17 protein-coding genes are annotated in these 20946 nt (G+C 60.7%); 6 read left to right on the top strand and 11 right to left on the bottom strand.

Annotation, left to right across the window (positions count from 1 at the left end):
- Position 1: 1 nt before the first annotated feature.
- Positions 2-448 (bottom strand): GNAT family N-acetyltransferase, encoded by a 447-nt coding sequence (locus F2P67_RS17410; RefSeq protein ID WP_166221967.1) that lies wholly within the window; start codon positions 446-448, stop codon positions 2-4.
- Positions 449-458: 10 nt separating this feature from the next.
- A complete protein-coding gene (locus F2P67_RS17405) occupies positions 459-1082 on the bottom strand; it encodes an FMN-binding negative transcriptional regulator (protein ID WP_166221965.1) in 624 nt (207 codons plus the stop codon).
- A gap of 92 nt (positions 1083-1174) precedes the next feature.
- Between F2P67_RS17405 and pdxR the strand changes: the two genes are divergently transcribed.
- Positions 1175-2728 (top strand): MocR-like pyridoxine biosynthesis transcription factor PdxR, encoded by a 1554-nt coding sequence (pdxR, locus tag F2P67_RS17400; protein ID WP_166221963.1) that lies wholly within the window; start codon positions 1175-1177, stop codon positions 2726-2728.
- A gap of 9 nt (positions 2729-2737) precedes the next feature.
- On the opposite strand, the gene F2P67_RS17395 is transcribed toward pdxR, so the two are convergent.
- The 8 genes from F2P67_RS17395 to aspA all read right to left on the bottom strand — a co-directional run bounded on the left by F2P67_RS17395 (position 2738) and on the right by aspA (position 15863).
- A complete protein-coding gene (locus tag F2P67_RS17395) occupies positions 2738-7309 on the bottom strand; it encodes a dermonecrotic toxin domain-containing protein (RefSeq protein WP_166221961.1) in 4572 nt (1523 codons plus the stop codon).
- Between the two features lie 156 nt (positions 7310-7465).
- Positions 7466-7618: a hypothetical protein gene (locus tag F2P67_RS17390; RefSeq protein WP_166221959.1), complete on the bottom strand. Its 153-nt coding sequence runs from the start codon at positions 7616-7618 to the stop codon at positions 7466-7468.
- Positions 7619-7666: 48 nt separating this feature from the next.
- Complete coding sequence (locus tag F2P67_RS17385) at positions 7667-8767, bottom strand: polyamine ABC transporter substrate-binding protein (RefSeq protein ID WP_166221957.1); 1101 nt, start codon at positions 8765-8767, stop codon at positions 7667-7669.
- Positions 8764-9789, bottom strand: a complete 1026-nt coding sequence (locus tag F2P67_RS17380) for a histone deacetylase family protein (RefSeq protein ID WP_166221955.1) — start codon at positions 9787-9789, stop codon at positions 8764-8766. Before F2P67_RS17380 ends, F2P67_RS17385 begins: the two co-directional genes overlap by 4 nt.
- A 259-nt stretch (positions 9790-10048) precedes the next feature.
- The gene (locus F2P67_RS17375) at positions 10049-11044 is read right to left on the bottom strand and encodes an AraC family transcriptional regulator (protein WP_166221953.1); all 996 of its coding nucleotides are present in this window, start codon (positions 11042-11044) and stop codon (positions 10049-10051) included.
- Positions 11045-11211: 167 nt separating this feature from the next.
- The gene (locus F2P67_RS17370) at positions 11212-12216 is read right to left on the bottom strand and encodes an asparaginase (RefSeq protein ID WP_166221951.1); all 1005 of its coding nucleotides are present in this window, start codon (positions 12214-12216) and stop codon (positions 11212-11214) included.
- A 170-nt stretch (positions 12217-12386) separates the two neighbouring features.
- Positions 12387-13832, bottom strand: a complete 1446-nt coding sequence (locus F2P67_RS17365; RefSeq protein ID WP_166221949.1) for an alanine/glycine:cation symporter family protein — start codon at positions 13830-13832, stop codon at positions 12387-12389.
- A 606-nt stretch (positions 13833-14438) separates the two neighbouring features.
- Complete coding sequence (gene aspA, locus F2P67_RS17360) at positions 14439-15863, bottom strand: aspartate ammonia-lyase (RefSeq protein WP_166221947.1); 1425 nt, start codon at positions 15861-15863, stop codon at positions 14439-14441.
- 180 nt (positions 15864-16043) lie between these two features.
- On the opposite strand from aspA, the gene F2P67_RS17355 reads away from it, so the two are divergent.
- From F2P67_RS17355 to F2P67_RS17335, 5 genes are all read left to right on the top strand, one after another.
- Positions 16044-16952 (top strand): LysR substrate-binding domain-containing protein, encoded by a 909-nt coding sequence (locus F2P67_RS17355; RefSeq protein ID WP_038359390.1) that lies wholly within the window; start codon positions 16044-16046, stop codon positions 16950-16952.
- Between the two features lie 330 nt (positions 16953-17282).
- Positions 17283-17774 (top strand): 5-(carboxyamino)imidazole ribonucleotide mutase, encoded by a 492-nt coding sequence (purE, locus tag F2P67_RS17350; protein WP_007954291.1) that lies wholly within the window; start codon positions 17283-17285, stop codon positions 17772-17774.
- Between the two features lie 10 nt (positions 17775-17784).
- Complete coding sequence (locus tag F2P67_RS17345) at positions 17785-18867, top strand: 5-(carboxyamino)imidazole ribonucleotide synthase (protein WP_166221945.1); 1083 nt, start codon at positions 17785-17787, stop codon at positions 18865-18867.
- A 123-nt stretch (positions 18868-18990) separates the two neighbouring features.
- A complete protein-coding gene (locus F2P67_RS17340; RefSeq protein ID WP_003229635.1) occupies positions 18991-19236 on the top strand; it encodes a GlsB/YeaQ/YmgE family stress response membrane protein in 246 nt (81 codons plus the stop codon).
- 93 nt (positions 19237-19329) lie between these two features.
- Positions 19330-19866, top strand: a complete 537-nt coding sequence (locus tag F2P67_RS17335) for a DUF3299 domain-containing protein (RefSeq protein ID WP_166221943.1) — start codon at positions 19330-19332, stop codon at positions 19864-19866.
- A 126-nt stretch (positions 19867-19992) separates the two neighbouring features.
- Here F2P67_RS17335 and F2P67_RS17330 read toward each other — a convergent pair whose 3' ends face one another.
- Positions 19993-20892, bottom strand: a complete 900-nt coding sequence (locus F2P67_RS17330; RefSeq protein ID WP_166221941.1) for a D-hexose-6-phosphate mutarotase — start codon at positions 20890-20892, stop codon at positions 19993-19995.
- Positions 20893-20946: the final 54 nt, after the last annotated feature.

The following is a 20946-nucleotide window of genomic DNA, read 5'->3' as shown; positions in this document are numbered from 1 at the left end:
CTTAAATGGCTTTGCGAAACTGGATGAAACCCGGGCGTTCGGCGATGCGCTCATAGAGCTGGATCGCGGTGCCGTTGGTTTCATGGGTCAGCCAATGCACTTTGCAGCATCCGTCGGCTTTGGCCGTGACGTAAACGTGTTCGATCAACCGGCGGCCGACACCGGTGCCGCGGGTTTGCGGCACCACCAGCAAGTCCTGCAGGTAGCAGGAGTTTTCGATGCTCCAGTTCGAGCGGTGATAGATGTAATGCACCATGCCGACTGCTTTGCCATTGACCCAGGCCAATGCCGCGTGGGTCGGTTCGCCCGGGTCGAGAAAGCGTTGCCAGGAACTCTCGGTCACCGCGTCCGGCAATTCAGTGTTGTAGAAGCGCAGATAGGCCTGCCAGAGCGGCAGCCAGGCGCTGTGGTCGTCGACGCTGACGGGGCGGATTTCGATTTGACTCATGCTGACTTCCTTAACGCATCAAGTGGGCGAGGGTTTGGTCGTTGACGTCGGGGCTGGCGGCCAGCCCTTCACGAACGCCGGCGATGTCTTCGGCGCTGCGGTTCTGGCTGAGCTTGCGTTTGCCTTCGAGCCGGTCGATCGGAATGGCAAAACCGACGATGGCCTTGAGCATGCCGTCGATGTAATCGGCAGGCGCATCCTCGACTGACCAAGGGTTTGCGCGGCCAACCTCGTGGCGGTTGGTGAGGGTGCTGACGATGTCGAGCAGGCGCCCGCCATCGCTGAAGGTTTCGGCGCGGCCATAGGCGTGCACGGCGACGTAATTCCAGGTTGGTACGACTTTGCCGTGCTCGGCCTTGCTCGGGTAAAAGCCCGGGCTGACGTAAGCGTCCGGGCCGGCGAAGATCAACAGAGCCTCAGCGCCGTCGCGCAGGTCTTTCCACTGTGGATTGGCCTTGGCCAGATGCCCGTACAGCGTGCCGTACTCACCTTGCTCGCAATGCAGCAGCACGGGTACGTGACTGGCCTGCAGGCCGTTTTCGCCGTGGGTCACCAGAATGGCGAGACGGGTGGCGAGCATCAGTTCGTGCAGTTGGGACAGGTCTTCAATGGCGAAAGCGCGCGGCGTGTACATGGAGAAATTTTCCTTGGCGAATGCCTGCATCCTAGGCAGGCTATTGGTCTGTTGTAAGAGCCATTGATGACCAATTTCATAGGTCCATTGTCATGTCTGATGCGTCCACGCTGTCTCTCTCGTTCAATCCCGCCGGTATCGAACTGGATCGCCGCCAGGGTCTGAGCCGTCAGCTCTACCAGGCGCTGCGCCTGCGCGTGCTCGATGGCCGATTGGCCAGTGGCACACGCCTGCCGGCGAGTCGCGACCTGGCGGCGGCATTGGGGATTTCCCGCAACAGCGTGGTGCGGGCCTACGATCAGCTGTACGCCGAAGGGTTCATAGAAGGGCGGGTCGGCGACGGCACTTATGTCGCGCAACTGGCACAGGTGCTTACCCCTGAGAAAAAACTATCCACAAAAGTATCCACAGGCTTTTCAACAGGCTTACCCACAGCCTTATCCACAAATTGGCTGGATTTACCTGTGGTTCCATCCAGTAAAGTTATCCACAGCGGTACGTTTACGCGCCTTGAAAAGAACCATTTGCCGACGCCGCCGAGTGGCCCACCACGGGCATTTCGCGTGGGTGTGCCGGCGTTTGACCTGTTCCCGTTCGAGGTATGGGCCAAGCTGAATGCGGCTTTCTGGCGCAAACCCGATCTTCAGCAGCTGTGTTACGGCGATCCGGCGGGCGATGCACGTCTGCGTGGAATGATCGCCGCCTATTTGCGCAGCTCTCGTGGCATGCAGTGCACGGCTGAACAAATTGTGATCACCAGTGGCGCGCAGCAGGGAATCAGCCTTTGTGCACAGTTGCTGGTGGAACCGGGCGATGGCGTGGCCATCGAGAATCCGGGCTACCGCGCCGCCGGTCACGCGTTCGCTGTGGCCGGGGCGCGCTTGCATGGCGTTGCGGTGGACAGTGATGGCATCGATTGCAGCGCGATGGCCGGCCTCGGCGATTGTCGGGTGGCGTACGTCACGCCGTCCCATCAGTACCCGACCGGTGTGGTCATGAGCCTTGCCCGGCGTCTGGAGTTGCTGGCCTGGGCCGAGCGCACCCAAGGCTGGATCGTCGAGGACGACTACGACGGCGAGTACCGCTACACCGGCGCGCCACTGGCACCTCTGGCGGCGCTCGATCGTCAGGGCCGCGTGCTCTATGTAGGCACTTTCGGCAAGGTTGCATTCCCGGCATTGCGCCTGGGTTATCTGGTGTTGCCGCCCGCGTTGGTGCAGGCGTTCTCGCAGCGCCGTGCGGTAGACGTTCGTCATTCTGAGGTCAGCACTCAGGCAGTCATGGCCGAGTTCATGGCTGCCGGACATTTTCAACGACACATCCGCCGTATGCGTCGTGCGGCGTTGAGCCGGCGCAATACGTTGCTGGCCGGTTGGCCGATGAACATAGACGGGGTGGGCAGCCTGCCGAACGTGGCGGCAGGGCTGCATTTGACGGTGCCGGTCGATACGGTTTCCCGTGAGCAGGAACTGATCGCCGAAGCCGCCAGCGTCGGGGTCGAGATCAACGGATTAAGCAGTTACTGGTTGCCCGACTCGACAATCTCTGATGATCGGCGCGCCGGGCTGGTAATGGGTTTCGCGGCGGTGCCAGAGCCAGCGATCACCGCAGCGCTGGCTCGATTGCGTAAAGTCTGGGGCGTTTGAGCAACGTCATCACGTGCTGGATGACGCTGCTTTTGGCTCCAGGTCAAAAAACAACTGGCGCAGTTCCGGGGCGTTGATTTTGCGTAATACGCCATCAATCGGGGCGAAGCTCGTCAGCGATGAGCGTAGCGCTGGCGTGAGGTCTTTCAGATAGGCATCAGCGATTTTCAGGTGAGCGGTTGCGGGCTGGTCAACGGGTGTCTGTTCGTTTGGGTAGTGAAAGTGCGCAACCCATAAAAGTTGGTTCTTTTGGCTCTTTGGGTCTTTGTAGAAAATCCGGTACTCCTGAAAGTAATCGCCCATTTGCCGGGTCTTGATTCGGCCCTTCGGGTTTCGATCGATCTGCAACTGCCTGTTTGTATTCATCCATTCAAGACTTTCGCTGGTGGGCTTCCTGTTCTTGTACAGATCGGCACGCACGGCGACGCCCTTGGTTCTGACGTCGGTAGCCCGCCCTCGCAACTCTGCACCCAGTGTGGCCGTTGGTAGAGGTTCGTGCCCGCTGGCTGTCATCCGTGCCAGAGCCTCGTCGACGCTGGTAGCGGTTTGCTCCAGCCTGCGTGCGTACTGTTCGAAGATGTCCTGCATATCCGCTGGAATACGACTGGGGCGCTGCGCATCTTTTTCAGTCCGTTCAAGGAAGAACGGCACATCCAGATTCAAGATCAGGGCATCGGCAATCAGGGTGTAGTCGTTGGGTTGTACGCTTGGTGGCGTGACCGCCTTTGGCAAGATGTTTTCAATGGGCGCCGGTCTGGAAGACGCCTGCGAGGTACTGCTCGATGGCTCCGAACCCGTTCTGGGGCGACTCTTGCTGACTTTTATCGCGAGACGGGACGGGCCCGGGCGTGGAAGCGGCGTCACTTCAGGGGTGACCAGTTGCGGATTGTTGAGCAGCACCGAATCGACTTCGCCCTGAGCCAGTTGGGAAAACTCCTCGATCAGTGTGCGCAGGCGCATCAGCGGGTTGGGCAGGGTCAGTCCGGGATGTTGCTCCGGCAGATCCTGAATACGCTGATCGGCGTCTGCAAAGACGTCGATCAACCGATTCAACCGTTGCAGCGTCGCTTCTGGATTGACAGGCGGCGTGATGCCTTTCATGAGCACGGAAAATTCTCGTGCAGCCCCGGCAGCATTGACGAGAATCTGCGCCAGCGCGTCTCGCGCCTGTTTCATGAGCGGGCCGGTCTGATCTTGCAGGCACAACTCCTGGGCCATGCCTATCTCATTGACCTTGAAATCCAGTGGCGTCGATTCCGCAAGCAAGCTTTCCAGTTCGATGGCTCTGGTGATACCGGCCCTGCCCAGAGCCTTGAGCTCTACCAGCGAGGTACGCGCGAAGGTCAGCCTTTCGACGAATTGCTGCCCCAGTTCGGTCGCCTTGCCGATGATGTCGACGAAGGTCTGGCGCGGTAGCGGCGGGTCAGCGGTTTCGCCCTCAATCAACTGGCGTGCCAATTTGTTGTACTGATGCCCCTTGATGTTGTACCAGAGGGATATATGTTTCTGCAGTTCGGTATTCAACCGCAGCATGTTGTAGACATACCCGGTGGTGCCGTCATTGGCGCGATATTCCTTGAGGTTCTTTAGTGCCTGTTCGTAGTCGAGCATTCGCACTTCGAGTGCGGCAGCGTAAAGGTCGATCATTGCCGCCAGTGTCTGTGGTGTGGCCGTTTTGATATTGGCCTGTGCCAGTAGCAGTTCCTGCTTTTTGTTCACTTCGTCGGCTTTGAAAGTCTCGAATTCTTTTTCCAGTTCGAGCCTGCGTTTGGCTTTCTCTTTTTTCTTCACCTCGCGGCGACTTTTCGGGCCTCCGCCACGCAGGCGCAAGCGTAAATCAACATCCCAGAGACCATGAGCCGCCCGTTTGAGCGAGGGGCCGCTGCGTGCGGGATCGCCGGGATAGTTGATGGTGATCTGCTCATCCGCGTCCACGCTGACTTCGAACCAGCGCTCACCGACGCTGGCATAGGTCTTGTCATCAAGCTGGTATAGGTAAGGCGGCTGCTCGTTGATGCGCGAGAGGTTTTCACTGGCGAGATCGGGTTTGTCTACTTCGAGCGTGTCCAGAAAGGCGCCCATGGCGGTAGGCGCGCGACGGGGCACCGAGCCGGCCACTTCAATCGAGGAGCAATGCTCGGGCTTCAATTCGGCACGTAGCGACGCCTTGTCGAAGGTGACAGTGACAGACACTGCTTCGGGTTTGACCGGGGTCTCGACCTCCACCGAGCGGCGCGGGGCTTTCCCTGAGGCCGCCTGCCGACGCATGACCGCGTGATGTGTGAGGATGATTCCCAACGTAAGCAACATGTCGCCCAGCGATGTCCATTCGGCAAAACGGTCACCGCGCTCGTGGGCATCCAGCGCCTGCTGAAGTGCGTCGATACTCTGCCACACCCATACCGCCGTCCCGAGCGCACCGCTGAGAAAGTTCGAGGCCACATTGAACAATGCCCAGCCGCTGTCCCTGAGCAACGCCCAGCGTTGTTCGGCATTGGACTGCGACTCACGGTCAGCCAGGGCGACGAGTGCTTCGGCATTGTTGTCGAACAGCGCGCGCAGGCGATCGCCGTCGATGGCTTCGTTGCCAAGCGTCACACGGCCCAGGCCATTGAGGCTGAGCAGCGGGTCGTTGAGTTGCTGGGTGATCAGCCACGGAGAGGGCAGGCCAACAGGAAATACGTATTGCGCGTATTCGAAACTCATTGCCTTGTCGGGTAGCCATGCCAGCACCGAGTCGCGCAGCTCGCCGGGCTGGTGCAGGGCGTAGAGCAGATTCTGCCGGGAAGGGAATTGCATCAACGGACGTTCGGACAACGGTCGATAGAGCAGGCACGGTCCGTTGGCGGGATCGGTCGGCCCGATGATGAACATGTTGGTGACCGTGTCTTTACTGCTGATCACCCGATGCTGGGGGATCAGTGTCAGCGGGCAGATGCTCAACGCTTGCAAGTCGCTGGCAATCTCGTCCATCAATTGGACGATGTAGTTGTAGCCGGTTTCATCGACGCCGTTCTCGTGTCTGACCTTGCATTCCAGCGCGGCGAGGGGCAACAGCAGGCGCAACTGCTTTTCGTACAAACGGGCCTGGCGCTTCACCTCCACCGGGTCATCGATCAATTTGCGTTTGAGCATCTGCGGATAGGTTTTGCCGACATCGATCTGCCTCGACAGGCGTAGCAGCAAGTCGGCCGTCAGCCACTCGGGCACTGTTGTGGCATCTTTGAAGCGCAGGCTGGTGAGGTAGGGCGCCGCATTTTCCAGAGCAAATTCGGCGAGGGTTTCGGTGTGCGTATCCAGTGGGTTGGGCAAGGTCAGATTGCCGCCGGTGAAGCTGTTGGTGATGGTGATTTCCAGCTCATCCAGCGGCAATGCGGCGGCACCTTCGGCCTGTTTGTCCTTGACGATTGCTTCGCGCATTTCGCGCTGAGCGTATTGGCTGATCGATTCGATTTCGTCCTTGGCGCTTTTTTGAGTGGGCTCCTGATACAGCTGACCCAGCCGGGTGATGTATTGACCGTAAGCGGCGATATCTGCGGGCGAGGCGCTGAGCAGCCATTCGGGAATGGCCGCTTCCAGCGAGTCCAGACGCACCTGTTCGTCAACTGGAGCCTTCGGCGCGAGCCCCGGAGCGGCCGCCGAAACGGGCGCTGTGTCGATGCGCCTGAGCGCATCGATGCTGTCGAGCTGAGACGCCACGAGAGCCCAGGCCATGTGATCGAAAACATTGCCGTCCGGCTCGAACAGTCGCCACTGCATGGCTCGCCCTGCCAGCTGACCTGTGATACGTGCCGGCAGCGATTCGCCAAGCTTTTCCAGCGATTCGAAGGACTCGTAACCGCTCTCGATGGTGAACATGGTGATCAGCTCACGGCTTTGATGAGTCGCCCGCAAAACCAGCGCACCGCCGATCATCAAATGCTGGCTGATGCCGTCTTCGACGGTATCGATGTCGATCAGGCAGGCCTGCAGGTTGGTAAATGCATCATCGGAGCGTTCGGACTTGTCCGGTTTCAGGAACACCTGTTGCGCCATTGCGCACTCATCGGCGTTCCAGCCCTGCACCTGCTTGACGTTCAAGGCTTTGCGCAACGACTCTGCAAGCTCCTGCCAGCGCGGCAGGCGCTTGCCGGTCTGGTTCCAGAAGTCCAGCTGACGCGCCTGATATTCGACAAACAGTAACGGTGCGTAGTCGTTGAGCAGCGCGGCGATGTCTTCGATGTCCACGGCCAGTTGCAGCGGTGTAGGCGCATCCGGTTCGGTGGTCAGAAAGTGCTCGCCAGCGATGAAGTTGGCGGTTTCATCGAACAGACTCAGTCGCACCAGTGTATGGCTCAGGGATTCGAAGCGACTGACGCCGGGGACCAGATCGTTCTGCACAATCAGCCACTGCGGAGTGGCGATCATGCTGCGGTCGGGGTCGATGGTCAGATCCGGGTACATCTCTTTGAGGGCGTCGCTCAATACTTGCGAGGCAACAGTGCCGAGAGTCGGGCCGTGGCTGGTCTGGCTGACCAGTTCGCTTTTTCCGAGCAATGCAGTGGAGGGCGGGAGGACGGCTGGCGCCGCATCATCGGTCATGGTCATTCCTTTGGCGCAGGGTGGGAGGCGGCTTGTGCCGGCCTCGTCGATGCGTCAAAAGTTAAAGAAGGGCGGCCCGAGGCGTGCGGTAGATATGTATCGCAGAGAAGAAAAACATACCTGCCAAAAGGGCACGGGTCTGCGCCTGAAGTCAGGTCAGCAGTCGGTTTCGGGAGCCGGTGCCAGCGTCGGGAAAAACAGGGCTCTGGCCGTCTGCTCTTGCAGGTAATCCTTCTTTGGGCCATTGAGTGGACGGCGCTCGTCGAGCCATTTCACGCGTGCGGCGGTCGGCAGTTGTCGCTGGCTCAATAAAAAGACCCGCACAGGCGGGTCTTGAGTGTTGCGACGTCGGGTCTGTCAGGTGCCCGACTTGATCTTCGTCCAGGCTCGGGTTCGCGCGCGTTCGGCGTCGCGCGGCAGGGGTTGCAAGGTGTACAGCGTGCCCATCGCCGTATCGGTCGGGTACAGATTGGGGTTGTTGCGAATTGCCGGGTCGACCCGTTCGGTGGCGTCCTTGTTCGGGTTCGGATAGCCGACAAAGTCGCTGACCGGTGCGATGACCGCCGGTTGCAGCAGGTAATTGATGAAGGTGTAAGCGTCCTCGGTGTTCTTCGCGCCCTTGGGAATGGCAAGCATGTCGAACCAGATCGGCGCGCCTTCCTTCGGCAGACGCATGTCGACCACCACGCCGTTCTTCGCTTCCTTCGCGCGGTTGGCCGCTTGCGAGAAGCTGCCCGAGTAACCGACGGCGACGCAGATGTCACCGTTGGCGATGTCGGCCATGTACTTCGAGGAATGGAAGTAGGTCACGTACGGGCGGATCTTCATCAGCAGCGCTTCGGCCTTGGCGTAGTCCGCCGGGTTTTTGCTGTTTGGATCGAGCTTCAGGTGCTGCAGGGCCAGCGGCAGAATCTCCGAGGGCGAGTCGAGCAGGGCGACACCGCACTGCTTGAGCTTGCTGATGTTCTCTTCCTTGAAGATCAGGTCCCAGCTGTCCACCGGCGCGTTTTCGCCCAAAGCGGCTTTGACCTTGGCCGGGTTAAAGCCGATCAGGATCGTGCCGTACATGTACGGCACGGCAAACTTGTTGCCCGGATCGTTGGCTTCGATCAGCTTCATCAGTTTCGGGTCGAGGTGGTTCCAGTTCGGCAATTTGCTGCGATCCAGCGGCTGAAACACGCCGGCCTCGATCTGTTTGGCGAGGAACACGTTGGACGGCACCACGACGTCGTAACCGGAGTTGCCGGTGAGCAGCTTGGCTTCGAGCGCTTCGTTGGTGTCGAAGATGTCGTAGACCAGTTTGGTTTGAGTGTTCTGCGCCTTGAAGTCCTCCAGCGCCTTGGGCGTGATGTAGTCGAACCAGTTGTAGACGCGCAACGTGCGTTCTTCCGCGTGGACGACACCGCTGAGCAGCGCCGCGCAGAGGGCCGGCGCGATGACTTGCCTGAGGGTTTTCATCGTTCGAAACCTTCCAGCACGTTCACCGCGTTGATGCCGATTTCTTCCACCGCGTAGCCACCCTCCATGACGAACAGGGTCGGTTTGCCGAGGGCGGCAATGCGCTTGCCCATGGCCAGATAGTCCGGGCTGTCGAGCTTGAACTGCGAGATCGGATCGTCCTTGAACGTATCGACACCCAGCGACACAACGACGATGTCGGCGCCGTAGCTGTCGATCTCGTTACAGGCCTGATCCAGCGCGGCACTCCACACGTCCCAGCCGGAACCGGCCGGCAGCGGATAGTTGAAGTTGAAGCCCTCACCGGCGCCTTCGCCGCGCTCATCGTCATAGCCGAGGAAGAACGGGAATTCCGCTTCCGGGTGGCCGTGGATCGAGGTGAACAACACGTCGCTGCGCTCGTAGAAAATCGACTGCGTGCCGTTGCCGTGGTGGTAGTCGACATCGAGGATCGCGACTTTCTTGTGGCCCTGATCGAGGAAGGCCTGCGCGGCAATCGCGGCGTTATTGAGGTAGCAATAACCGCCCATTAAATCGCCGGCAGCGTGGTGTCCCGGTGGACGACACAGAGCGAACGCACCGCGTGCACCGCGCTGGATTTCCGCTTGTGCCGTCAGGGCGACTTGCGCTGCGCTGTACGCCGCTTGCCAGGTGCCGGCGGTGATCGGTGCGCCGCCGTCGAAGCTGTAATAGCCGAGCTGGCCATGCAGGCTGGTCGGTTTGATTGCGCGCAGGGTGCGCGCCGGCCAGGTGTACGGCAGCAGATCGCCGTCGGTGTTGAATTCGGTCCAGCGCTCCCACGCGCCTTTGAAGAAGTCGAGGTAGTCGCGGCTGTGGATGCGTGCGATCGGCTCCAGGCCGAAATCCTTCGGCGCTTCAACCGGGCCGAGGTTTTGATTCTGTACGCGTTGCAGCACGTGGTCGGCGCGCGAAGGCATCTCGAAGCACGGTTTGAGCTGGCCATCGATGAGTTCGCAGCGGCCGTGGTGCAGGTGGTGATCATCTGAGTAGATCGTCAGCATTTGTTGTTCTCCGCAGGGCTGATTCGGTTGCCCCCAGTGTTGCGGCACGGAGCGCATCGGAGAACGGCAGGAAAGGCCAAAAGGGGATCGATATGGCCAAAAGAACTGACCGAAATTCGCCCCTTAACGGCGCGGATCCGGGCATGAAATACAAGTGCATTTGTGGGCGCGGGCTTGCTCGCGAATGCGGTTTGTCAGTGGATGAATCCGGTGACTGACACTCCCTCTTCGTGAGCCCGCCCGCTCCCACCTTTGAACTTCAATGTGGGCGGAATTGGCTGGGGGCCACGCCGCTCCAGCGTACAAAGGCATGGCGAAAACTCGCGGTCTCGCTGAAACCGAGGGTTTCGGCGATGCGGTAAATCGGCAACTGATCCTCACACAGCATCTGCTTGGCCCGCTCGAAGCGCAGCTCGTCGAGCAGTTCCTGATAGCTGCTGCCCATGTCTTTGAGGTGCCGGCGCAGGGTGCGCGGGGAGCACTTCATCTGCTGCGCCAGTCCTTCCAGCCCCGGCGCCGCGTTCAGTTGGGCGCTGAGCAATTGGCGGATTCGTCCCAGCCATGCCTGGCGCCCGGTGAACTCGAGGTTCTGCTTGCGGCAGCGTTCGGCCATTGCCTGATGCGTAATGACGTCGGCCAGCGGCAGCGGTTGATCGAGCCAGCGGCGGTCGAAGGCGAAAGCGTTGTCCTTGGCATTGAAATGCAACGGGCTGTCGAAGTGTTCGGCGTAACGGTCGCGGTAGTCTGGCGCGGCATGTTCGAAGCGTGTCGCGAGCAGCGGCAGCGGATGCCCGAGCAAGTCGTCGCAGATGACTTTCAATGACACCAGACAGAACTCGGCGTTGAACACCGCCATCGCCGGGCTCTCGCGATAGTCGGCGGCAACAAACCAGACGCGCTCGCCGTCGTCTTCCAGACTCAGCTCGAAAAGTGTTCCCAACAGCGCCGGATAGCGGATCGCCAGTCGCAAAGCGTCACCGAAGGTGGCACAGGTCAGCAGCGCATAACCGAGGATGCCGTAGCAGGAAACGTGCATGCGCCGGCCCAGTTCCAGGCCGATGTCATGTTTGAGCGCGACCGCGTTGGCGCAGACCTGCATCTCCTGATTGGTGGTGATGCGGGTATCGGCACGGTTCAGATCCGCCGCGCTGATGCCACTGCCCGACAGCAAGGCGTCACTGGACAGACCCTGATCCTTGAAGGTGTTGAGCACCAGAGAGACGGCATTGAGGGTGGTGAGGTGGGAGTGCAGCATAGGATCTTCCAGCCTTGAGATAGCTGGAACGCAGCAAGTTGCATGCCGGGCGAAGATCCCATTGTGGGAGCGGGCTTGCTCGCGAAAGTGTCATGTCAGTCGACATCAGCCTGTCTGACATGCCGCCTTCGCGAGCAAGCCCGCTCCCACAGGGGGAATGTGTGGTGTCAGGTCAACTCGCCGCACAGGTCGAGTTCGATCAGTCGGCGCACTTCAGCCGATTCCAGGCCAGCACCCAGCAACGCCTGCAACTTGCCGAACGCCGCCTCACGGGTCATGCCACCTCCGGACAACACGCCAACGCCACGCAAGCGGCTACCCGCCTCGTACACATCCAGCTCGACGCCGCCTTCATGGCACTGCGTCACCGCGACCACGACCACGCCGTTGTCCCGCGCCCGGGCAAGGCTGGCGAGAAACTTTGGATTGTCGCTCGGCCCGGTGCCGCTGCCGTAGCATTCCAGCACCAGACCCTGAATGCCGCTGTCGAGCAGGCCGTCGATGATCTCGGCGCCAATGCCCGGGAATAGCGGCAACACGGCAACTTTTGCCAGTTGCTTCGGTTGGTTGTAGTTCAGCGCGGCTGAAATCGAAGGCGCTTTCACGCCGCCGCCCTGACGCTCCAGACGCTTGAACGGATGGCGACCGAAGCTGCGCACTTTCGCGCAACGAGTCGGCGGCAGCAGTTCACCGTGGAAGTACAGGTGCACGCCTGGTGCCAGGCCTTGGCCCAAAGCAACCAGCGCACCGCTGAGGTTTTCCCACGCGTCACTGTCGGTGACGCCGGCCGGCAGCATCGAGCCGGTGAAGCATACGCGGGCCTGCAGGCCGAGCAACTGGAAGCTCATGGCGGCGGCGCTGTAGGCCAAAGTGTCGGTGCCGTGCAGGATCAGCACGCTGTCGCAGCCTTGCACATCGACGGCGTCGACCACGGCTTCGCGCAATTGCTGCCAGTAGGCCGGGGTCATGTTGGCGCTGTCGATCAGCGGCGCCATCTCGCGAAAGCGCCACTGCGGCACGACCAGTTCTGGCTGGCTGTGCAGGTACTCGCGCATCCGTGCTTCGAAACCGGACGCCGGGGCCAGGCCATTGGCGCTGGCCTGCATGCCGATGGTGCCACCGGTGTAGAGCACCATGATGTGCTGGGCAGCGGGGTAGGAATTGGCAATCATCTGAAGGTCTCCACAAGAGATGACATTGTAGGAGTGAGCCTGCTCGCGATGGCGTTCATTCATTCAACATCGATGTTGATTGATAGATGGCTATCGCGAGCAGGCTCACTCCTACAGGTATTGCATCACAATAACTGACGGGCGCAGGGGATGCGCCCGTCATTCACCTGTCAGCGTTGCGCTGCAGGCACGCCTTGCGGCTGAGCATCGGTTTGAGGGGCGGACGACGGGTTGGTCGGCCAGGCCTTCAGATCCAGATCCAGATCGGCAAATTTGCTGGAATCGAACACCGGCTGTTTGACGCCGGCACGACGTTGCTCGTCGTAGTCGCGCATCACACGCATGCCGACCTTGAACAGCAGGGCCAGGGCCATCAGGTTGACGAAGGCCAGGCAGGTCATGGTGATGTCGGCGAAGGCGAACACGGTCGACAGATCCTGCATCGAACCCCATACCACCAGTGCCAGCACCAGGCCGCGGAAAGTCATCAGCGCAGCGCGGTTGCGGGTGAGGAACTGCAGGCTGTTTTCGCCCAGGTAGTAGTTGTAGAGGATGCAGGTGAAGACGAACAGCGACAGCGCGACGCTGACGAACATGCGGCCCCAGTCACCGACCACGGCGGCCAGCGAGTTCTGGGTCAGGACGATGCCGTCACCTTCGAAGCCCGGGGTGTAGAAGCCCGACAGCAGGATCAGCAGCGCGGTGCAGGTGCAGATCACGAAGGTGTCGAGGAACACGCTGAACGCCTGAACCACGCCCTGAGCGCCCGGGTGCTTCACGGCGGCCACGGCGGCGACGTTTGGCGCACTGCCCAGGCCCGCTTCGTTGGCGAACACGCCACGCTTCACGCCCATGACGATGGCGCTGCCGAGCAGGCCGCCAAAGGCCGGGTCGAGACCGAAGGCGCTCTTGAAGATGGTTTCCAGCATGGCTGGCACGTGTTCGATCTGGGTGCCGATCACGTACAGGGTCACGCCGATATAGGCCAGAGTCTTGATCGGTACCAGCAGGTCGGACACCGAAGCAATACGCTTGATACCGCCGATGAAGGTGATGGCCAGCAGCACTGCCAGGACGATACCGGTGTGTTGCGGGTCAAAGGCAAAGGCGTTCTGCAGCGAGTGAGTCACGGTGTAGGACTGCAGGCCGATGAAGGCGAAGCCGTAGGTGACCAGCAGCAGGATCGAGAACACCACCGCCATGCCTTTAAGCTTCAGGCCGTGCTGGATGTAGTAAGCCGGACCGCCACGGTACAGGCCATCGCCATCGGCGCGCTTGTAGACCTGGGCCAGGGTGCATTCGAAGAAGCTGCTGGACATGCCGACCAGAGCGGTCACCCACATCCAGAACACCGCACCCGGACCACCGAGGGTCACGGCGATGCCAACACCGGCGATGTTGCCTGCACCGACGCGGCCGGCAAGGCTGAGCATCAGGGCCTGGAACGAGCTGAGTTGCCCGGCGCTGCCTTTGAGGCTGTCGCGGAATACCGCGAACATGTGGAAGAAGTGGCGCAATTGAACGAAACGCGAGCGAATCGTGAAGTAGCTACCGAGCCCGACAATGAGCACGATCAGTACTTTCCCTGAGAGGAAGTCGTTGATGACTTCGAGCATGGATTTTTCCTCGCTGTTTATTGTGTAAGCAAATGCTGGATGTTCAGAAACATCGCGTTACACCGGTCTGCGCACGGCACGACAGGCGAGGCGAGGGTTTCGTCCCGGTCCATTTCGCGGGTTTGTTATTAGTTCGGGTTTCGCATGGGTTATGGCCTCGTTACCGACGACCGCTCACGCGAAGAGGGGCGGCACTATACCGATCAGTGACGCGCCCGTCTGCACGGTAGTGGTGCAAGCGACGAAACGAGGCTTTGAAACACCCGACGTTACCGGCGTCGGGTTTGTGCAGGGACTGCCTCTCTGCTGAAGCAAACCCCGTGGCGAGGGGATTTATCCCCGTTCGGCTGCGAAGCAGTCGCAAAACCATTACACGCGTTGTGCCTGATACACGCGGTTGCAGGTATTGGGGCCGCTTCGCGACCCAACGGGGATAAATCCCCTCGCCACAAGGGCTGACCTCCACATAAAGCAATCCCCAGACATACGGGTCTCAGGATCAGAAAGTTAAAAAAAAGGGCTTGGGGACGGATCCCCAAGCCCTCAAAAGGTGAGAGGTGTCTAGTCCCTCGACCTGGTGAGCGGTGCTACAAGTAATGCGTCGGCTCAGGCTTTGAGCGGAACCAGACGCGGAGCAATCATGTTTTCCGGGCGCAGGATGTCGGCAAGACTCTCTTCATCGAGCAGACCTTCTTCGCGCACCAGTTCCAGCACGCCGCGGCCGCTTTCAAGAGCAATACGGGCGATGCGGGTGGCGTTTTTGTAGCCGATGTACGGGTTCAGCGCGGTGACCAGGCCGATCGAGTGTTCGACCAGTTCGCGGCAGCGCGCTTCGTTGGCGGTGATGCCGACGATGCAGTGCTCGCGCAGCATGTCCATGGCACGTTGCAGCAGACGGATCGAGTCGAAGATCTTGAAGGCGATCAAAGGCTCCATCACGTTCAGTTGCAGTTGACCGCCTTCGGCTGCCATGGTCAGTGCCAGGTCGTTACCGATGACCTGGAACGCCACCTGGTTCACGGCTTCCGGGATTACCGGGTTGACCTTGCCGGGCATGATCGAGCTGCCTGGCTGACGCGCTGGCAGGTTGATTTCGTTGATGCCGGTGCGTGGGCCGCTGGACAGCAGGCGCAGGTCGTTGCAGATCTTCGACAGCTTGACCGCAGTGCGCTTGAGCATGCCGGAGAACAGCACGAAGGCGCCCATGTCGGAAGTTGCTTCAATCAGGTCGGCAGCCGGCACAACCGGTTGGCCGCTGATCAGCGCCAGACGCTGTACGGCCAGAGCCTGGTAGCGCGGGTCGGCGTTGATGCCGGTGCCGATCGCGGTGCCGCCCAGGTTTACTTCAGTCAGCAGTTCCGGGGCCAGCGTCTTCAGACGGGCCAGGTCTTCGCCCATGGTGGTGGCGAAAGCACGGAATTCTTGACCGAGAGTCATCGGCACGGCGTCTTGCAGTTGGGTACGGCCCATTTTCAGGACGTGATTGAATTCTTCACCCTTGGCCGCGAACGCCTGAATCAGGCTGTCGAGGCTGGCCAGCAACGTGTCGTGACCCAGCAGCAGACCCAGGCGGATCGCGGTCGGGTAGGCGTCGTTGGTCGACTGCGCCATGTTCACGTCGTCGTTCGGGTGCAGGTACTGGTACTCGCCTTTCTGGTGACCCATTGCTTCAAGAGCAATGTTGGCGATCACTTCGTTGGCGTTCATGTTGGTGGAAGTACCGGCGCCACCTTGAATCATGTCGACCACGAACTCTTCGTGGAAATCACCGCGGATCAATCGTGCACAGGCTTCGCTGATGGCAGCGTGCTTGGCTTCGCTCAGATGACCCAACTCGCGGTTGGCGTCAGCAGCGGCCTGTTTGACCATTGCCAGACCGACAACCAGTTTCGGGTAGTGCGAAATCGGAACACCCGAGAGACGGAAGTTATTCACCGCTCGCAGGGTCTGGATGCCGTAATACGCTTGAGCCGGTACGTCGAGGGCGCCAAGCAGGTCGTTTTCTGTGCGGAAAGATGCAGCGGAGGACATGATAGAAATCATCTCGATATGGACCCGGTCTATGCCGGAACGCTGCGAATGCTAGGCTTGTGGGAAATTTTGGGCCAATGCTGTTCAGCACTGCCCTATGCACATTCGGCATAATGCCCGTGTGACGCCGCGTGCGCGGCAGACGTGTGACCTGTTTTGGTGCGTGTCCGGGAGGACGTGATGAATCTGGAAAGCAAATGGCTCGAGGACTTCAGTGCTCTGGCCGCCACCCGCAGCTTCTCGCAAGCCGCTGAACGACGCTTCGTGACCCAGCCGGCCTTCAGCCGGCGGATCCGCAGCCTCGAGGCGGCGCTGGGGCTGACGCTGGTCAACCGCTCGCGCACGCCGGTCGAGCTGACGGCGGCGGGGCAACTGTTTCTGGTGACTGCACGTACCGTGGTCGAACAGCTCGGCGAAGTGCTGCGCCATCTGCATCATCTGGAAGGCGGGCAGGGCGAAGTGATGCAGGTGGCCGCCGCTCACTCCCTGGCGCTGGGCTTCTTCCCGCGCTGGATCGCGCAACTGCGCAATGAGGGTTTGAACATTGCCACGCGGCTGGTCGCCACCAACGTCGGGGACGCCGTGCATGCCTTGCGTGAGGGCGGCTGCGATCTGATGCTGGCGTTCTACGACCCCGACGCGGCCATGCAGATGGACCCGGAAATCTTCCCGTCGCTGCATCTGGGCCAGACTGAAATGTTGCCAGTGTGCGCGGCGGATGCTGACGGCAAGCCGCTGTTCGATCTCGAAGGCGAGGCCAGTGTGCCGCTGCTGGCCTATAGCGCCGGGGCCTTTCTCGGGCGTTCGGTGAACGGCTTGTTGCGTCAGCGTCAGCTGCGCTTCACCACCATCTACGAAACGGCGATGGCCGACAGCCTGAAAAGCATGGCGCTGGAAGGGCTGGGAATTGCCTGGGTGCCGCAGTTGAGCGTGCGCGCCGAACTGGCGCGGGGCGAACTGGTGGTCTGCGGCGGCCCGCAATGGCATGTGCCGCTCGAGATCCGCCTGTATCGCTGCGCACTGGTGCGCAAGGCCAACGTGCGGCTTCTGTGGCGCAAGCTCGAAGGCGGCGCCGCCCAAAACTCTTGAACCTGTCCGCAGACCCAATGTAGGAGTGAGCCCGCTCGCGATAGCGTCAGCACATTCAGCGACGATGTGACCGACCCACCGCCATCGCGAGCAGACTCACTCCTACAGGGGATTTGTGGCGACTTTCGGCTGACCTTGAAGTCAATAAAAACGGGCATTTGCGGCAGATGACAGATGGTCGTGCAGGGGGCTGTTTATTGCTTTCTTTGCGGTATACTGCGCGGCCTTCGGCCGGTTCGTCCGGCCATTTTTCCTACAACAAGCCACGCATCCTGCGTGGCTTGTTGTTTTTGACGCGCCTGCGGGCGCCCAGAGAGAAGAGGCGCGACGATGAGTGCACTGGTTGGCGTGATCATGGGCTCCAAGTCCGATTGGTCCACCCTTAGCCACACCGCCGATATGCTGGAAAAGCTCGGCATCCCGTACGAGGTCAAGGTGGTTTCTGCCCACCGCACCCCGGATCTGCTGTTCCAGTACGCCGAAGAGGCTGAAGGCCGCGGCATCGAGGTGATTATCGCCGGTGCCGGTGGCGCGGCTCACCTGCCTGGCATGTGTGCGGCCAAGACCCACCTGCCGGTGCTGGGTGTTCCGGTTCAGTCGGCCATGCTCTCGGGCGTCGACTCGCTGCTGTCGATCGTGCAAATGCCAGCGGGCATTCCAGTTGCCACTCTGGCCATCGGCAAGGCCGGCGCGATCAACGCGGCCCTGCTCTCGGCGAGCATCCTGGGCGCCAAGCATCCACAGTTCCACGCGGTACTGAAAACCTTCCGTGCCGAGCAGACAGACAGCGTCCTGGACAATCCAGACCCACGTATTGCCTGAGGTTGTTGAGATGAAGATCGGTGTAATCGGTGGCGGCCAGTTGGGTCGCATGTTGGCTCTGGCGGGCACTCCGCTGGGCATGAACTTCGCTTTCCTCGACCCTGCGCCGGACGCTTGTGCCGCTGCGTTGGGCGAACACCTGCGGGCCGATTACGGCGATCAGGATCACCTGCGCCAATTAGCCGATGAAGTCGATCTGGTGACCTTCGAGTTCGAAAGCGTCCCGGCTGAAACCGTGGCGTTCCTGTCGCAGTTCGTGCCGGTCTACCCGAGTGCCGAAGCCCTGCGCATCGCTCGTGATCGCTGGTTCGAAAAGAGCATGTTCAAGGATCTGGGCATTCCGACCCCGGCCTTCGCCGACATCCAGTCGCAAGCCGATCTGGATGCCGCTGTCGCTTCGATCGGTCTGCCGGCCGTGTTGAAAACCCGCACCCTGGGTTACGACGGCAAGGGCCAGAAAGTCCTGCGCAAGCCTGAAGACGTGGTCGGCACGTTCGCCGAACTGGGCAGCGTGGCCTGCCTGCTGGAAGGTTTCGTGCCGTTCACCGGTGAAGTTTCGTTGATCGCCGTGCGTGCCCGCGATGGCGAGACGAAGTTCTATCCATTGGTGCACAACACCCACGACAGCGGCATTCTCAAGCTGTCGATCGCCAGCACCGATCACCCGCTGCAGGCGTTGGCCGAAGACTACTCCAGCCGTGTGCTCAAGCAGCTGGATTATGTCGGCGTGATGGCGTTCGAGTTCTTTGAAGTTGACGGTGGCCTGAAAGCCAACGAAATCGCCCCGCGCGTGCACAACTCCGGGCACTGGACCACCGAAGGCGCCGAGTGCAGCCAGTTCGAAAACCATCTGCGCGCCGTTGCCGGCCTGCCGCTGGGTTCGACGGCCAAGGTCGGCGAGAGTGCGATGCTCAATTTCATCGGCGTTGTTCCGCCGGTGGAAAAGGTCATCGCCATCGAAGATTGCCACCTGCACCACTACGGTAAAGCCTTCAAGGCCGGGCGCAAGGTCGGTCATGCCAACCTGCGTTGCGCCGACAAGGCCACGCTCGAAGCGCAGATCCTCAAGGTCGAAGCGCTGATCGCCGAGTAGCATTGCCAAGTAAATCCGGTTTCATGTGGCAACGGCGGAACCATTCAGGGGCCGCCGTTCTCTCATGGCAGGATGCCAAAGTCTGACTAGGCTTCGCATATCTACTACTGAGAGGGAATTGCCATGGGAATTATCGGAACCATCTTTATCGGCTTGATCGTCGGCCTGCTGGCGCGGTTCCTGAAACCGGGCGATGACAGCATGGGCTGGATCATGACCATCCTGCTCGGTATCGGCGGTTCGCTGGCAGCCACCTACGGCGGCCAGGCTCTGGGCATCTATCAGGCCGGTCAAGGCGCAGGTTTCATCGGCGCGCTGGTTGGCGCAATCGTGCTGCTGGTGATCTACGGCCTGATCAAAAAGAACTGATCCAAAGCGACAAAGCCCTCTCTGCCAAACCGGCCGGGAGGGCTAGAATGCTCGGCGATTCAACGTTCCCTCCTTTCTTTACCGAGCACCTTCATGCGCCGTCTTCTGTTGACTCTCCTTTTTCTGGGCAGCGGTTTGGCCCACGCCGGCGAACTGCCGGAAACCGACTGGCTCGAACTGATGCCCAAGTCGGATCAAAAGGCCCTCGAGGCCATGCCCGAAATTGACCACAACTCTCCGGAAGCCACCGGCACCTTCACCGAGAAGGGCGGGATGAAGCAGGCCAAAGGTCTGCCGGCGGTGATGTATTCGACCAAAACCGTGGCGTCGATGAACGACAAACACATCCGCATCGGTGGTTATCCGGTGCCACTGGAGTCCGACGCCATGGGCCGCAGCACGCTGTTTTTCCTCGTGCCGTACCCGGGCGCGTGCATCCACGTGCCGCCACCGCCGCCGAATCAATTGGTGCTGGTGCGTTATCCGAAGGGATTGAAGCTGGATGACATCTACACGCCGCTGTGGGTGACCGGCACGCTGAAGATCGAGAAGGTCAGCAATGATCTGGCAGACGCTGCGTATGCGCTGGAAGCGGACAAGGTGCGAGTGGTGAAAGAGTCCGATCTCTGACACCTGTGCAAAACAACTGTGGGAGGGGGCTTGCTCCCGAAGGTGGTGTGTCAGTCAATGGATTAGTTGACTGACACATCGCCTTCGGGAGCAAGCCCCCTCCCACAGTTCGTTCTGCTGTGTGTCTTAGAGCGGCTTGCTGGCGACGCTGACGCCCATGGTGTGGCTCGCCCCCGGCGCCAGGGTGACTACGTCATCCATCACATTCGCCGTCTCGATGCACAACATGCGTTGCCAGCCATCGTTATCCATATCGGCCAGCGCAGCTGCGCGGTCGATCCACGGATTCCAGATCACTGCCGTGCGCGACCCGGTGGCGGTCAGCACGATGCGTCGCTCCCATGCCGAATCAACGATGCTCAGTTGTGGTGGGGCGTCGAGGTAGATGCGGTCGGTTTCCCCGGCGAAACCCAGGTCACCTTGCTGCTGGTGGGTGTTCCAGTTGTCCAGGGTTTCGATGTAATTCAGGCCCGCCACGCCGTCGACATGCACATTGCGCACATCACTGACCGCGTAGTACGTGTGCAGCGCCTGACTCAGGCTGACGGTGTCACGGCCACGGTTGTGGCTGGTCAGGCTGAAGCTCAGTTGTTCGGACAAATGCAGGGTCAGGGTCAGATCGACTTCGTGCGGCCAGCCCGGCAGGCCACCTTCGGGGTAGGGCAGTTTGAATTCGACCTTGACGCCGTCAGCCTCTGATTCGATCCCGCCCAGCTCCCAATCCATCGCCCGCACCAGCCCGTGAGCGGGTGACGGTTGCTCACCGGTGTACATGGCCTGCACGCTCTGCGGATTGCGTTCGAACTTGCCGAACCACGGCCAGCACACCGGCACGCCAGCACGGATGCTTTTGCCGGTCTTGAACTCGGCCTTGTCATTGAGCCAGATGATCGGCTGCTGCCCATCGATCTGATAACTGAGGATGTGCGCGCCTTGCTGGGCCACCAGCACTTCGGCCTGACCGTGGCGGATGCGCCAGCAGTTCAGTTCATCCAGTTTCACGGCTTCAACGTTGGGCGTGTTCATGGGGCAACTCTCGATCAGGCACTTGGGACGACTATCGACCGCAAAACGGTCGCG

This window comes from Pseudomonas atagonensis (assembly GCF_011369485.1).
GTDB lineage: Bacteria > Pseudomonadota > Gammaproteobacteria > Pseudomonadales > Pseudomonadaceae > Aquipseudomonas > Aquipseudomonas atagonensis.
Note: the sequence above shows the minus strand (reverse complement) of the source record. Positions and strands in the feature narration are given on the sequence as shown.

Excerpts from the sequence above, each read along its gene's own strand:
- F2P67_RS17410 (WP_166221967.1), bottom strand. The coding sequence starts at position 448 with ATGAGTCAAATCGAAATCCGCCCCGTCAGCGTCGACGACCACAGCGCC.
- F2P67_RS17405 (WP_166221965.1), bottom strand. The coding sequence starts at position 1,082 with ATGTACACGCCGCGCGCTTTCGCCATTGAAGACCTGTCCCAACTGCAC.
- pdxR (WP_166221963.1), top strand. The coding sequence starts at position 1,175 with ATGTCTGATGCGTCCACGCTGTCTCTCTCGTTCAATCCCGCCGGTATC.
- F2P67_RS17395 (WP_166221961.1), bottom strand. The coding sequence starts at position 7,309 with ATGACCGATGATGCGGCGCCAGCCGTCCTCCCGCCCTCCACTGCATTG.
- F2P67_RS17385 (WP_166221957.1), bottom strand. The coding sequence starts at position 8,767 with ATGAAAACCCTCAGGCAAGTCATCGCGCCGGCCCTCTGCGCGGCGCTG.
- F2P67_RS17380 (WP_166221955.1), bottom strand. The coding sequence starts at position 9,789 with ATGCTGACGATCTACTCAGATGATCACCACCTGCACCACGGCCGCTGC.
- F2P67_RS17375 (WP_166221953.1), bottom strand. The coding sequence starts at position 11,044 with ATGCTGCACTCCCACCTCACCACCCTCAATGCCGTCTCTCTGGTGCTC.
- F2P67_RS17370 (WP_166221951.1), bottom strand. The coding sequence starts at position 12,216 with ATGATTGCCAATTCCTACCCCGCTGCCCAGCACATCATGGTGCTCTAC.
- F2P67_RS17365 (WP_166221949.1), bottom strand. The coding sequence starts at position 13,832 with ATGCTCGAAGTCATCAACGACTTCCTCTCAGGGAAAGTACTGATCGTG.
- aspA (WP_166221947.1), bottom strand. The coding sequence starts at position 15,863 with ATGTCCTCCGCTGCATCTTTCCGCACAGAAAACGACCTGCTTGGCGCC.
- F2P67_RS17355 (WP_038359390.1), top strand. The coding sequence starts at position 16,044 with ATGAATCTGGAAAGCAAATGGCTCGAGGACTTCAGTGCTCTGGCCGCC.
- purE (WP_007954291.1), top strand. The coding sequence starts at position 17,283 with ATGAGTGCACTGGTTGGCGTGATCATGGGCTCCAAGTCCGATTGGTCC.
- F2P67_RS17345 (WP_166221945.1), top strand. The coding sequence starts at position 17,785 with ATGAAGATCGGTGTAATCGGTGGCGGCCAGTTGGGTCGCATGTTGGCT.
- F2P67_RS17340 (WP_003229635.1), top strand. The coding sequence starts at position 18,991 with ATGGGAATTATCGGAACCATCTTTATCGGCTTGATCGTCGGCCTGCTG.
- F2P67_RS17335 (WP_166221943.1), top strand. The coding sequence starts at position 19,330 with ATGCGCCGTCTTCTGTTGACTCTCCTTTTTCTGGGCAGCGGTTTGGCC.
- F2P67_RS17330 (WP_166221941.1), bottom strand. The coding sequence starts at position 20,892 with ATGAACACGCCCAACGTTGAAGCCGTGAAACTGGATGAACTGAACTGC.